Source organism: Streptomyces sp. NPDC043176, from assembly GCF_056436715.1.
On the sequence record NZ_JBWKCA010000001.1, the window covers coordinates 484067 to 496819 of the forward strand.

Below are 12753 nucleotides of genomic sequence, written 5' to 3' on the forward strand. Positions count from 1 at the left end.
CGCCACCGGAATGACAGGGGGTTTCGGGTGTGCTGTCGACTTGTTACCGCGACTGCTGGGCCGGGACGCCGGCCGCACGCTCGTCGTCGATCGGCGAGCCCGCCGCCGCCACCGCGGCGCCGGTCAGCGTCGCCAGCATCTCGCGGACGTTGGTCAGCTGGGCGTTGATCGAGTCGCGGCGGTTCGTCAGCGCCGCGAGCTCGCGCTCCGACTCCGAACGGATCCGGTCGGCCTTGGCGTTCGCGTCGGCCACGATGTCCTCGGCCTGGCGCTGCGCGGTCTCCACCGTCTGACGGGCCCGGCGCTCCGCGTCCGTACGCAGCTTCTCGGCCTCCAGGCGCAGCTGCTCGGCGCGGTGCTCGATCTCCGCGAGACGCTTCTCGGCCTTCGCCTGGCGGGAGGCCAGGTCCCGCTCCGACTGCTCGCGGCGCTTCGCCAGGTTGGTCTCGAAGTCGGCGGCGGCCTGGGCGGCCTTGGCGCGGGTCTCCTCGAAGAGGGCGTCCGCCTCCTCGCGCTTCGACTGCGCGTCCTTCTGCGCCTCGGCACGCAGCGAGTTGGCCTCGCCCTGCGCCTTCTCGACGATCCGGACGCCCTCGTCCTCGGCCTTGGCCTTCCGGTCGGCCGCGAACGACTCCGCGTCGTTGCGCACCTGCTGGGCGGAGGACTCGGCCAGCTCGCGGTGCTGCTCGGCCGCGCGACGGGCCTCCTCACGCAGGTCCTTCGCCTCCTCCTCGGCGAGCCGGAGGATCTTCTCGACCCGGGCGCCGAGCCCCGCGTACGACGGCTCGGCGTCGGTGACCTGCGCCTGGGCGTTCTGCGTCTCGAGGTGGAGCTCCTCGATGCGCTTCTCCAGCGAGGTGATACGGGACAGGGCGCTGTCGCGGTCGGACACGAGCTTGGTAATGCGGTCGTCCACCTGACCGCGGTCGTAACCGCGCCGCACGAGCTCGAAGCCGAAGGGGGAGGATGTGTCGCTCATGGGTTTCCTGTCGAATGAGACCGGTGAGGTGTTAGAGGGAATCCTAGGGGCCTAAGCGGCGTGTCATCGAGCGTATGCCCGTTTGATCTGGAGAATGTCCAGCCTTTTGAGTGGCTAGCCGTCCTGGGACTTGCCACTCGAACGAGTGGTCCCCGACGACGCGCCCGCCTTGACCCCCTCCTTCGCCCCCGCTGACGGGGTCTCGAAAGACTCCAACGCCTCCAGTACGTCCTGGACACGGGAGATCTCGGCGTTGATGTCCTTTCGCCGGCGCACCAGCACCTCCAGCTCGCGCTGACCCTCCGAGATCGTCTTCTCGGCCTCGGCCTCGGCCTCCGCCCGGATCCGCTCCGCCTCCGCCTTGATGGCCTCGGCCTCCGCGACGAGCGAGGCCTTCTTCTGCTCGGCCTCCTTGAGGAGCGCCTCGGCCTTGCGGACCGCGGCGATCCGGACCTTGCTCGCCTCCGAACTCGCCTCGGACACCAGCTCCTTGGCCTTCTCGTCCGCCTCGGCGCGCTGCTCCGTCGCGGCCGCCACCAGCTTGTCGACCCGCTCGCCGGCCGTCCGCATCTGCTCGGCCGTCTCGCGCCGCGCCCGCTCGTGCAGCTCCTCGATCTCGCCCTCGACGCGGCTCCGCAGCTCCTCGGCACGCTCCCTTATGGCCGTGGCGTCGCCGCGCGCCCCGACGAGCAGTTCGTCCGCGTCCGTACGGGCCTTCTCCACCAGGGAGTTGCCCTCGACGGTCGCCTCGGCGACGATCCGCTCGGCCTCCTTGCGGGCCGCGCCGACCATCGTGTCCGCCTGCGACTCGGCCTCGGTGGTGGCGCGCAGCGCCTCCTCCTGCGCCTTGGCGATCAGCTGGTCCGCCTGCTCGGCCGCGTCCGAACGCTTCCGGGCGCCGGCCTCCCGCGCCTCGTCGAGCGTCCGGTCCGCCTCCTCGCGGGCCTCCGAGCGCATCTGCTCGGACGCCGCCTCGGCGTCGGCCCTGACCCGCTCCGACTCGGTACGGATCCGCTCGGCGTCCTGCTGCGCCGCGGCCAGCGCCGCGGCGCCCGCGGCCTCCGCCTCGGCCTTGGCCCGCTCGCCCTCGGCGAGGGTCCGCGCGGCCTGCTCGGCGGCCTCCGCCGCGACCCGCTCCGCCTCGGCCCGCGCGTCCGCCGTGACCGCGTCGGACAGCTCGCCCGCCTCGCGGGTGAGCCGTTCGGCTTCGCTCGTCGCCTCGGCGATGAGGGCGTCGGCTTGTTCGGCGGCGTCGGCGCGGCGCTTGTCGGCGGCCTTGCGGGCGTCGTCGAGCACCTTCTCGCCGTCGGCCAGGGCGGCGTTCCGCAGCGCCTGGGCGTGTGCCTCCCCGTCGATCTTGACCTGTTCGGCCTCGGCGCGCAGGCGCTGGGCGTCCTGTTCGGTCGTCTCCATGAGCTCGACCGCTTCGGCGGTGAGCCGTTCGGCTTCGTTCGTCGCCTCGGCGATGAGGGCGTCGGCTTGTTCGGCGGCGTCGGCGCGGCGCTTGTCGGCGGCCTTGCGGGCGTCGTCGAGCACCTTCTCGCCCTCGGCCAGGGCGGCGTCGCGCAGGGCCTCGGCGTGTGCCTCCCCGTCGGCCTTGACCTGTTCGGCCTCGGCCCGCAGGCGCTGGGACTCCCGCTCGGCCTCCGCGCGGAGCTCGGCGGCCTCGGCGGCGAGCCGCTCCGCCTCCGTACGCGCCTCGCCGACCACCGTCTCGGCGCGCTCGGCGGCCTCCGAACGAATCCGGTTCGCGTCGTCCCGGGCGTCGGCCCGGGTGCGGGCCGCGTCCTGCTCGGCCGACGCGAGCGAATCCGTCACCTCGGTGCGCACCCGCTGCGCGTACTCGGCGGTGTCCGTCCGCAGCTTCTCGGCCTCGGCGAGCGCGTCCGTGACCGTCCGCTCGGCCAGCGCCTTCGCGGCGTCCGACTCCTCCTGGGCGCGCGTCCGCGTGCGGGCCGCGTCCTCGGACGCCCGCTCCCGCTCCTCGTACGCGTCGGCGCGGACCCGGTCCGCCTCCTCCTGCGCCTCGGTCCGGGTCCGCTCGGCCGCGTGCTCGGCGGCGCTGCGCAGCCCGGCGACCTCCTCCTCGGCCTGCTCGCGCAGACCGGCCACCGAGTCCCGCAGCTCCTGGGCGGTCTGCTCGGCCGCGGTGACCATCTCGGTCGCCCGCGCGTCCGCCTCCTCGACCAGCCGCTGGGCCTCGGCCTGGGCGTCCTCGACCCGCTTGCGGGCGGCGGCGAGGAGCTCCTCGGACTGCTCGCGGGCGTGCTCGCGCTCCCGGCCGGCCTCGGAACGGGCCGACTCGAGGGTCGACTCGGCCTCCCGGCGGCGCCGGTTGGCCTCCTCCTGCGCGGCGGCCAGCGCCTCGGCGGCCTCGGCGGCCACCCGCTCGGCCGCGGCGGCGGCCTCGGCCCGCACCCGGTCGGCGGTCTCCTGCGCCTCCGACTTCAGGCGCTCGGCCTCCTGCCCGGCCTCCGTGCGGAGCCGTATGGCGGCGCTCTCGGCCTCGGTACGCACGGTCGACGCGTCCGAAGCGGCCTCGGCGCGCAGCCGCTCGGCCTCGTGCTCGGCCTGCTCCCGGAGCGTCCGGATGCGCTCCGCGGCCTCGGTCCGCAGCCGCTCCGTCTCGTCCGCGGCCTCGCGCCGCATCAGCTCGCTCTCGGCGCGGGCGTCGGTCAGCTCCTCGCCCGCGGCCGTCACCTTGGCCTCGGCCTCGGCGTGCAGCCGGGCCAGCTCCTCGGCGGCCTCGGCCCGGCGGGCCTCCGCGGCCCGCTCGGCGTCCGCGCGCAGCCCGGCGGCGGCCTCCTCGGCCGCGCTCCGCACCGACTCGGCCTGCTCCTCGGCCTCGGTCCGCAGCCGCTCGGCCTCGGCGCGGGTCCGCTCCAGGGTCTCCTCGGCCTGGGCCCGGAGCGTCTGGGCGCGCTCCATGGCCTCCGACTTGACCCGCTCGCCCTCGGCGCCCGCCTTGTTCCGCTGCTCCTCGGCGTCGGTACGGGCCTTGGTGAGGAGCTCCTCGGCGGTCTTGGCCGCCTCCTCGATCTGCTGGAGGGCCTCGCGCCGGGCCTCGCCGCGGATCCGCTCGCCCTCGTCGACGGCCTCGGCGCGCAGCTGCTCGGCCTCGCCGCGCAGCCGGCGGGCCTCCTCCTGGAGTTCGACCGTCTTGGCGCGGTACTCCTTGGTGTCGTCCTTCGCGGAACCGAGCAGCTCGTCGGCCTGCTCGCCGGCCTCGGCGCGCAGCCGGTCCGCCTCGATCTCGGCCTCGCGGCGGACCCGCTCGGCCTCCTCGGCGGCCTTGCGGGTGGTCTCCCGGGCGTCGTCGGACGCCTTGGTGAGGATCTCCTCGGCGGTGCGCGCGGCCTTGGCGAGCGCGGCCGCGGAGTCCTCGGCGGCGGCCGCCACGGCCTTCTCGGAGGCCTCCGAGAGCAGCTTCTCGGCGTGGGCGGTCGCCTCGCGGAGCTTCTCCTCGGCCTCGGCCTTCAGCGCCTCGGCGTCCTTGGTGGCCTCGCCGACGAGCCGGGCGATCTCCGTCTTGGCCGTACGGGTCCGCTGCTCGTTGACCGACTCGGCGGAGGCGAGCTGCCTGGCGGCGGCCTCCTTGGCCTCGGCGAGGGCCTTCTCGGCCTCGGCGCGGGCCACCCGGAGCTTCTCCTCGGCCTCCTGCATGCGCTGCTCGGCGGCGCGCGAGAGCTCGGTCGCCTGGCGGCGGGCCTGGTCGGTCTCGGCGGTCGTGGTGGAGCGGAGCTGCTCGGCGTGGCTGGTGGCCTCCTGCGCCTGGCTGGAGGCGGCGTTCAGGAGCCGCTCGGCGTCCTTGCGGGCGCGCAGCAGGATGGCCTCGGCCTCGGCGCGGGCGGACTCCGCCTCGGCGCCGACCCGGCGGCTGGTCTCCTCGGCGAGCCGGGCGGCCTCGGCACGGGCGGTGGCGAGCGACTGCTCGGCCTCCGCGCGGGACTCCTCCATCAGGCGGCGGGCCTGGGACTCGGTGCGGGCGCGGAGCTGCTCGGCCCAGGCGACGTTCTCGTTGACGTGCGCCTCGACGGTCTGCCGGCGCTCGTTGAGCTCCTGGTCGAGCTGCTGGCGGCGCTGGACCGCCTCGTTGTGGAGCTCGGCCTGGAGCCTGGCCTGGTGCTCGGCGTGCTCCTGGAGGATGCGCTGGGTCTGGGCGCGGGCCTCGCGCAGCTCCCGCTCGGCGTCCTGGCGGAGCTGCTCGGCCTGCGCCTGCGCGTTCCGCAGCAGCTGCTCGGCCTGGTAGCCGATGTCGGCGCTGTCGTACGCGGGCCGGGACGCGATGGTGCGGCGCGCCTCGTGGAGCTTGGCGCGCAAGACCTCGACCTGGTAACCGAGGTCCTCGGCGTGCTGGACGGCCTTCTCGCGCTCGGTCTTCAGCCGGTCCATCTCGGCTTCGAACCTGGCGAGATGGTCGTCTTCAGCTCGGTGGCTCTCCTGGCGTTCGTAGCCCCGCACTGCGCGGTCCATCCGTCCCCTGGTCGCAACACTCCAACGAGCACCGCCCTCACGGCCGAGGACGGACCCCCGGGGAATCGTGGCAGATCGGACGACCCCGACATCCCGACTTCGGTGCCACGCGGGGCAGCCCCGACCGGCCCCGGCCCGGAGCCGCCCACTCTACCGGGCCAGGAATCCGGGGGTCAGTGCTCCGCTGAGGAGTGGTCGGTGGACGGCTTGGCCGAGGTGACCAGTTCCGTGAGCACGCCGTGGCAGTCCTTGGGGTGGAGGAAGGTGATCCGGGACCCCATCGAGCCGGTCCGCGGCTCGTCGTAGAGGACCCGCACGCCCTTGCCCCGGATGTCCGCGGCGTCCCCGTCGACGTCGGCCGTGCCGAAGGCGATGTGGTGCACGCCCTCGCCGTTCTTGGCGAGCCACTTGCCCACCGCGGAGTCCTCCCGGGTCGGTTCGAGGAGCTGGAGGTACGAGGCCCCGCCGTCGGAGGTGTCGTTGATCTTGAGCATGGCCTCGCGGACGCCCTGCTCCTCGTTGACCTCGGAGTGGAAGACCTCGAAACCGTACGTGGCACGGTAGAACTCGACAGTCCTGTCCAGGTCGAAACAGGCGATCCCGATGTGGTCGATTCGCGTCAGCATTCCTCCAGTGCACCGCCGGGAGGGTGGTTACGCAACGTGCGCGCGATCACACCATCGGGCCGGTGACCGGGCGCCGCGCCTCTCAGTACATTGGCGGTAAACCCTCGTTCACTCCTCATCCCAAGGGGCCGTGCCTCATGTCTGGAACGACCGGTACCACCTCAGTGATCGTCGCGGGCGCCCGCACGCCCATGGGTCGCCTGCTCGGCTCGCTCAAGTCCTTCTCGGGCGCCGACCTCGGCGGCTTCGCCATCAAGGCGGCCCTCGACCGGGCCGGCATCGGCGGCGACCAGGTCCAGTACGTGATCATGGGCCAGGTGCTCCAGGCGGGCGCCGGCCAGATCCCCGCCCGCCAGGCCGCCGTCAAGGCCGGCATCCCGATGAACGTCCCCGCCCTCACCATCAACAAGGTGTGCCTGTCGGGTCTCGACGCGATCGCCCTCGCCGACCAGCTGATCCGCGCGGGCGAGTTCGACGTGGTCGTCGCCGGCGGCCAGGAGTCGATGACGAACGCCCCGCACCTGCTGCCGAAGTCCCGCGAGGGCTTCAAGTACGGCGCGATCGAGATGCTCGACGCCATGGCGTACGACGGCCTCACCGACTCCTTCGAGGGCATCGCCATGGGCGAGTCCACGGAGAAGCACAACACCCGCCTCGGCATCCAGCGCCCCGAGCAGGACGAGATCGCCGCCCTCTCGCACCAGCGCGCCGCCGCCGCCCAGAAGAACGGCATCTTCGAGGCGGAGATCACCCCGGTCGAGATCCCGCAGCGCAAGGGCGACCCGGTGATCTTCTCGAAGGACGAGGGCATCCGCGCCGAGACCACCGCCGAGTCCCTCGGCAAGCTCCGTCCGGCGTTCGCGAAGGACGGCACCATCACCGCCGGCACCTCCTCGCAGATTTCCGACGGCGCCGCCGCGGTCGTCGTGATGAGCAAGGCCAAGGCCGAGGAGCTGGGCCTGGAGTGGATCGCCGAGATCGGCGCCCACGGCAACGTCGCGGGTCCGGACAACTCGCTCCAGTCGCAGCCGTCCAACGCCATCCTGCACGCCCTCAAGAAGGAGGGCATCGGCGTCGAGGAGCTCGACCTGATCGAGATCAACGAGGCCTTCGCCGCCGTCGCCGTGCAGTCAATGAAGGACCTGGGCGTTACCCCCGAGAAGGTGAACGTCAACGGCGGTGCCATCGCCCTCGGCCACCCGATCGGCATGTCCGGCGCCCGTGTGGTGCTGCACCTCGCCCTGGAGCTGAAGCGCCGCGGCGGCGGCATCGGCGCGGCCGCCCTCTGCGGTGGCGGCGGCCAGGGTGACGCGCTGATCATCCGCGTCGCCGGCAAGTAAGTCACTCCAGGCAGGCAAGGAGCCCGCACATGGTGGACGTCCCCGCTCTGGTCACCCAGGCACGGGAGGGCAGGCCACGGGCCGTGGCCCGGCTGATCTCGCTCGTGGAGGGGGCGTCCCCGCAGCTGCGCGAGGCGATGGCGGCGCTCGCGCCGCTCACCGGCGGCGCGTACGTGGTGGGCCTCACGGGCTCGCCCGGCGTCGGCAAGTCCACCTCGACGTCGGCGCTGGTCTCCGCCTACCGGCGGGCGGGCAAGCGGGTCGCGGTCCTGGCCGTCGACCCGTCCTCCCCGTTCAGCGGGGGAGCGCTGCTCGGCGACCGGGTCCGGATGTCGGAGCACGCCTCCGACCCGGGCGTCTACATCCGCTCCATGGCCACCCGCGGCCACCTCGGCGGTCTCGCCCGGTCCGCGCCGCAGGCCATCCGCGTCCTGGACGCGGCCGGCTTCGACGTGATCCTGGTGGAGACCGTCGGCGTCGGCCAGTCGGAGGTCGAGATCGCGGCCCAGGCCGACACCTCGGTCGTCCTCCTCGCGCCGGGCATGGGCGACGGGATCCAGGCCGCGAAGGCGGGCATCCTGGAGATCGGCGACGTGTACGTGGTGAACAAGGCCGACCGGGACGGCGCCGACTCCACCGCCCGCGAGCTCAACCACATGCTGGGCCTGGGCGAGGCGCGGGCCGCCGGCGACTGGCGGCCGCCGATCGTCAAGACGGTCGCGGCGCGCGGCGAGGGGATCGACGAGGTCGTGGAGGCGCTGGAGAAGCACCGCGCCTGGATGGAGGAGCGCGGGGTCCTCGCGGAGCGCCGCCGGGCCCGTGCCGCGGGCGAGGTCGAGGCCATCGCGGTCACCGCCCTGCGCGAGCGCATCGGCGACCTGCACGGCGACCGGCGCCTCGACGCGCTCGCCGAGCGGATCGTGGCGGGCATCCTCGACCCGTACGCGGCCTCCGACGAGCTGATCGCGAGCCTGACCGGAAACTGACCCCGGTCACACGGGAAGGGCCCCTCCGGACGTCCGGAGGGGCCCTTCCCGTCTTTGTCAGGTCACGGCTTGCCGCGGCGGCCGCGCAGCTGCTCCGCGACCGGCTTGAGCGACTCGTGGAGGTCGCCGAGGGCCTCGCCGCTGAGCTGGTCGATGAAGTGCCTGCGCACCGACTCGACGTGGTGCGGAGCGACCTTGCGCATGGTCTCCATGCCGTCGTCGGTCAGGACGGCGTAGAGCCCGCGGCGGTCGGACTCGCAGTTCTCGCGGCGGACGAGGCCGGCGTTCTCCATGCGGGTGATCTGGTGGGAGAGCCGGCTCTTCGACTGGAGGGTGGCCGCGGCGAGGTCGCTCATGCGCAGCCTCCGGTCCGCCGACTCCGAGAGGTTCACCAGGATCTCGTAGTCGTTCATCGTCAGCCCGAACGGCTGGAGGTCCCTCTCCAGCTGGTACGTCAGCATGCGCTGGACGTCCAGGAAGGTGCGCCAGGCGCACTGCTCGCCCTCGCTGAGCCACGGGGTGGCGGTCTCGGTCTCCATATGTGGATTCTACCTAAGAAGTTGAATACTTGACGAAGTCTGGGAGCGCGCGTTCGAAGACGTCACACTCCGCAGACTACCGCTCACAGACCGAAGCGACGCTGGAGGTCACCGAGCTGGCCGGGAAGGCGCGGTACCGAACCGGGCATGCCCTGGCCGGAACCGTGCGCCCCCTGCCCGCCGGGCACGCCCGCCTGTGCGGGAGGCCCGCCGATCGCCCGCTCCGCCATCAGGAGCTCCGTCGACTGGAGCAGCACCGTGCCCGCGCCGACGAACTCGAACTGGTGCTCCTCGCCCGAGGTGCCGCCGATGCCCGTCAGGGCCCGTACGCCGCCCATCACGCCGGTCATGTAGCCGTGGTCGTAATGATGACAGGGGGAGGGGCAGTCGGCCCAGCCCACGAGGGCCTGCGGGTCGACCCGCATCGGGGGCTCCATGAAGACCACGGGGCCGTTCGACGCGGCCACGAACTTCCCCGTGCCGATCAGGGTCACGAAGCCGGGCACGATCGACTGCTTGAGCGCGAGCGTGGGCTGGTAGGCCAGGAGGTTGCCCGAGCGGATCGTCAGGTTGCCGTTGTCCAGGTCGTAGGAGTTCACGTCGAAGGCCCGGTCCGCCAGCAGCATCTTGCCGCTGCCCTCGGCCACCACCCAGTCGCTCGCGTGCAGCGGCGAGTGGAAGGACGTCCGCACCAGCCGGTCGAGCCGGCCGTGACCGATGCCGTTGAACTCGATCCGCCCGTAGTAGGCGATCATCTTCCCCTTCTGCAGGAACCACTGGGAGCCCTTGAGCTCCACGCAGAAGGTGTACGGGTTGACGTTGTCGTCCGACGGCAGGGAGTGCGGGTCGTGGATGACAGGGGTGCTCACAGCTTCTCCTCCGAGGCCTGGACGTACACCGCGCCGCTGCCGCTCAGCTCCAGCTGGAAGGCCTCGCCGGAGCCGCGTCCCACCATGTCGCGCCAGCCGAGCGCGGTGGAGAGCTTGTTCCGCACGTCGCCGTGGTGGGCCACGTACGCCTGCGGGTCGACGTGCACCGGGTTGCCCGGGGTGATCGGCAGCTGGACGACCCCGCCGTGGGCCATGACGGCCACCGAGCCGTGCCCCCTAAGCGTCGTGGTGAAGAGGCCCTGACCGGTCACCTGGCCGCGGACCATGCCCATGACCCCGCCCTGCGAGCCCATGAACATCGTGCCCTGCTCCAGGGTGCCGTCGAAGGCGAGCAGGCGGTCGGCCTCGACGTACAGGGTGTCGCCGGTGAGCGCGATCACCTGGATGTGGTGACCGCCGTGGCCGAACATCACGGTGCCGTTGCCCTCGACGGTCATCAGCGGGGTCGCCTCGCCGGCCACCCGGCGGCCGATCATCGACATCAGGCCGCCCTGGCCGCCCGCCATGTTCGGCGTGAAACTGACGTCGCCGCGGTACGCGAGCATCGCGCCGCGCTGGCTGAACATCCGCTGCCCGGGGATGACGGTCGCCTCGACCATCTTGGAGTTGATCTCGCGGAACGGCATCAGACGTCGCCCCCGACGGTGTTGCGCTCGCTCGGCTGGACGTACACGAGGCCGTCCCCCTCGAAGCGGATCTGGAACGCCTCGCCGCCGCCCTCGCCCATGAGGGTGCGGAAGGTCACACCCGACTGGAAGTGCTGCTGGAGGTTGCCCTGGTGGGCGATGTACGCGCCCGGGTCGACCTGGAGCGGGTACTGCGGGGTCACCCGCAGCACCACCGCCGGGCCGTCGGACATGATCGCCGCCTGGCCGGTGCCCTCGACGGTGGTGGTGAAGAGGCCGTTGCCCGTCGCGCCGCCGCGCAGCCCCGTGAAGGTGGTGCCGGTGCGCAGCCCCGCGTCGGTGCAGAGCAGGTTGCTCGCCTCCACCCAGAGCTTGTCGCCGTGCAGGGACACGAGGTTGATCTCGGAGGCCCGGTCGGCGAACCAGCAGGTTCCCTGGCCGCGTACCTCCATCACCTCCATCTGCTCGCCGGTGAGCCGGCGGGTCACCATGCCGCGCAGGCCCTCACCGCCACCGCTCATCTTCTTGAACGCCATCTGGCCGTCGTAGGCGACCATCGAGCCGTTCTTCGCCTTGACGGAGTCGCCGGTCATGGAGACGGCGAGCACTTTGCTGCCTTGGAGTCGGAACGTTGCCACCCCAGGAAGGTACTGGGCCCCCGGCTAAAGAGACAGCAAAGTCGGCATGCACAATGGACGGGCCCTTGTGCATCCGTTCACAAGACCGAACGAAGGTGACCCCCTCCGTGGACATCAAGACCGCTTCCTCCCTCCACCGGCTCCGGCTCGTCTCCGCGCCGGAGGCCGTCTCGTTCCTGCTCCTGCTGGTCTGCTCGGTGCTCAAGCGGACGACGGACTTCAACGCGGTGCCGGTGATGGGCGCGGTCCACGGCCTGCTGTTCGTCCTGTACGTCCTCTTCTGGCTGGACGCCTGGAACCGCACCAAGTGGAGCTTCGGCACCGCCGCCCTGTACTTCGCCCTCTCGGTGCTGCCCTTCGGCGGCTTCTACGCCGAGCGCAAGCTCAAGCGCGAGGCCGAGGACGCGGTCATCGCCTCCCGCGCACGGGCCGCGGCGGCCGAGGGCGTGGTGAAGGCGTGATCGTCGCGTTCTCCGTGACCCCCCTCGGCGTGGGGGAGGAGGTCGGCGAGTACGTCGCCGACGCCGTCAGGGTCGTCCGCGAGTCCGGGCTGCCGAACCGCACCGACGCCATGTTCACCTCGATCGAGGGCGACTGGGACGAGGTCATGGACGTCGTGAAGCGCGCCGTCGCCGCCGTGGAGGCGCGGGCGCCGCGCGTCTCGGTGGTGCTGAAGGCCGACATCCGGCCCGGTGTGACGGACGGTCTGACCTCGAAGGTCGAGACGGTGGAGCGGCACCTCGGCGCCTGACGCCGGGCCGTGAACCCCGAGAGCCCCCGGTCCCGGCATCCGCCGTCCAGGACCGGGGGCTTCTTCGTGCCGAGCGGTTGAGCGACTGCTCAAAATCGGCTACCTTCACTCGCGGGCAGTTTTGAGCGGTCGCTCAAAATGCCGGACGAGCCGGGGGAACGGTGATGGGTCTCTACATCGAGACGCGCGTGCGCGTGGACCTGGAGACGCTCTGGGAACGCACCCAGGAACCCGCCCGGCACCAGCGGTGGGACCTGCGGTTCACGGAGATCGACTACCTCCCGCGCGCCGAGGACGAACCCCAGCGCTTCCGGTACGCGACGCGCGTGCTGCCCTTCCTGGCCGTCGCCGGCACCGGTGTCTCCGCGGGGGAGCGCCACCGGGCCGGCGGCGACCGGGTCTCGGCCCTCCGGTTCGCCTCGCCGCACCCGCTGTCCCTGCTCGCCGAGGGCAGCGGCTACTGGAGGTACGTCCCCACCGCCGACGGCGTCCGATTCCTCACCGGCTACGACTACCGCCCGCGCTGGGGCCTCCCCGGCCGCGTCGCCGACCGCCTCGTCTTCCGGCCCCTCATGGGCTGGGCCACGGCCTGGTCCTTCGACCGGCTGCGGCTCTGGTGCGAGCGGGGCATCACCCCGGAGCGCTCCCGGAACCGCTGGCTGCTCGAACTCCTCGCCCGGGTGCTGGCCGTGGCCGTTCCGTGGACCGCCGGCCCGCTGCTGCCGGCGTTCGCCCCGCTCGCCGCCGTGCCGCTCACCGTCCTCGGGCTCGCCGCCGCCGTCCTCGTACCGCCCTCGTCGCGGACCCCCGCCGCCCGGCGCTGTCTGCGCACCCCGCCCGCACGTACCCGGGAGCCCCGGCTCCTCGCCGCCCTGGAGCAGCCGTGACCGCGACCTCCGCCGTAC

12 protein-coding genes are annotated in these 12753 nt (G+C 72.7%); 5 read left to right on the forward strand and 7 right to left on the reverse strand.

What is annotated here, in order from left to right:
* Positions 1 to 43: 43 nt before the first annotated feature.
* The 3 genes from AC067A_RS02180 to mce all read right to left on the reverse strand — a co-directional run bounded on the left by AC067A_RS02180 (position 44) and on the right by mce (position 6078).
* Positions 44 to 979 carry a coiled-coil domain-containing protein gene (locus tag AC067A_RS02180; RefSeq protein ID WP_017236114.1) on the reverse strand — a complete coding sequence of 312 codons (936 nt, stop codon included), beginning with the start codon at positions 977 to 979 and terminating at the stop codon, positions 44 to 46.
* Positions 980 to 1093: 114 nt separating this feature from the next.
* Positions 1094 to 5440: a polarized growth protein Scy gene (gene scy, locus AC067A_RS02185; protein ID WP_478613508.1), complete on the reverse strand. Its 4347-nt coding sequence runs from the start codon at positions 5438 to 5440 to the stop codon at positions 1094 to 1096.
* A gap of 185 nt (positions 5441 to 5625) precedes the next feature.
* Entirely contained in the window at positions 5626 to 6078 is a 453-nt protein-coding gene (gene mce / locus AC067A_RS02190; RefSeq protein ID WP_478613260.1) for a methylmalonyl-CoA epimerase, read from the reverse strand.
* 137 nt (positions 6079 to 6215) lie between these two features.
* Here mce and AC067A_RS02195 point away from each other — a divergent pair, with 137 nt between their 5' ends.
* Both AC067A_RS02195 and meaB read left to right on the forward strand, forming a co-directional pair.
* Complete coding sequence (locus AC067A_RS02195) at positions 6216 to 7418, forward strand: acetyl-CoA C-acetyltransferase (protein WP_478613263.1); 1203 nt, start codon at positions 6216 to 6218, stop codon at positions 7416 to 7418.
* 29 nt (positions 7419 to 7447) lie between these two features.
* On the forward strand, positions 7448 to 8404 hold the full coding sequence (gene meaB, locus AC067A_RS02200; RefSeq protein WP_478613265.1) for a methylmalonyl Co-A mutase-associated GTPase MeaB: 957 nt from the start codon (positions 7448 to 7450) through the stop codon (positions 8402 to 8404).
* A 62-nt stretch (positions 8405 to 8466) separates the two neighbouring features.
* On the opposite strand, the gene AC067A_RS02205 is transcribed toward meaB, so the two are convergent.
* From AC067A_RS02205 to AC067A_RS02220, 4 genes are all read right to left on the reverse strand, one after another.
* Entirely contained in the window at positions 8467 to 8943 is a 477-nt protein-coding gene (locus AC067A_RS02205; RefSeq protein ID WP_478613268.1) for a MarR family winged helix-turn-helix transcriptional regulator, read from the reverse strand.
* 83 nt (positions 8944 to 9026) lie between these two features.
* Positions 9027 to 9812 carry an AIM24 family protein gene (locus tag AC067A_RS02210; RefSeq protein WP_478613270.1) on the reverse strand — a complete coding sequence of 262 codons (786 nt, stop codon included), beginning with the start codon at positions 9810 to 9812 and terminating at the stop codon, positions 9027 to 9029.
* On the reverse strand, positions 9809 to 10459 hold the full coding sequence (locus tag AC067A_RS02215) for an AIM24 family protein (RefSeq protein WP_478613273.1): 651 nt from the start codon (positions 10457 to 10459) through the stop codon (positions 9809 to 9811). Before AC067A_RS02215 ends, AC067A_RS02210 begins: the two co-directional genes overlap by 4 nt.
* The gene (locus tag AC067A_RS02220; RefSeq protein WP_478613275.1) at positions 10459 to 11097 is read right to left on the reverse strand and encodes an AIM24 family protein; all 639 of its coding nucleotides are present in this window, start codon (positions 11095 to 11097) and stop codon (positions 10459 to 10461) included. The genes AC067A_RS02215 and AC067A_RS02220 overlap by 1 nt, the downstream gene beginning before the upstream one ends.
* Positions 11098 to 11204: 107 nt before the next feature.
* Here AC067A_RS02220 and AC067A_RS02225 point away from each other — a divergent pair, with 107 nt between their 5' ends.
* The 3 genes from AC067A_RS02225 (at position 11205) to AC067A_RS02235 (ending at position 12735) form a co-directional block, all read left to right on the forward strand.
* Positions 11205 to 11558: a DUF3817 domain-containing protein gene (locus AC067A_RS02225; RefSeq protein WP_478613277.1), complete on the forward strand. Its 354-nt coding sequence runs from the start codon at positions 11205 to 11207 to the stop codon at positions 11556 to 11558.
* Entirely contained in the window at positions 11555 to 11848 is a 294-nt protein-coding gene (locus AC067A_RS02230; protein ID WP_478613279.1) for an MTH1187 family thiamine-binding protein, read from the forward strand. Before AC067A_RS02225 ends, AC067A_RS02230 begins: the two co-directional genes overlap by 4 nt.
* Before the next feature lie 164 nt (positions 11849 to 12012).
* Positions 12013 to 12735 carry a hypothetical protein gene (locus AC067A_RS02235; RefSeq protein ID WP_478613282.1) on the forward strand — a complete coding sequence of 241 codons (723 nt, stop codon included), beginning with the start codon at positions 12013 to 12015 and terminating at the stop codon, positions 12733 to 12735.
* The last annotated feature ends 18 nt before the right edge of the window (positions 12736 to 12753 follow it).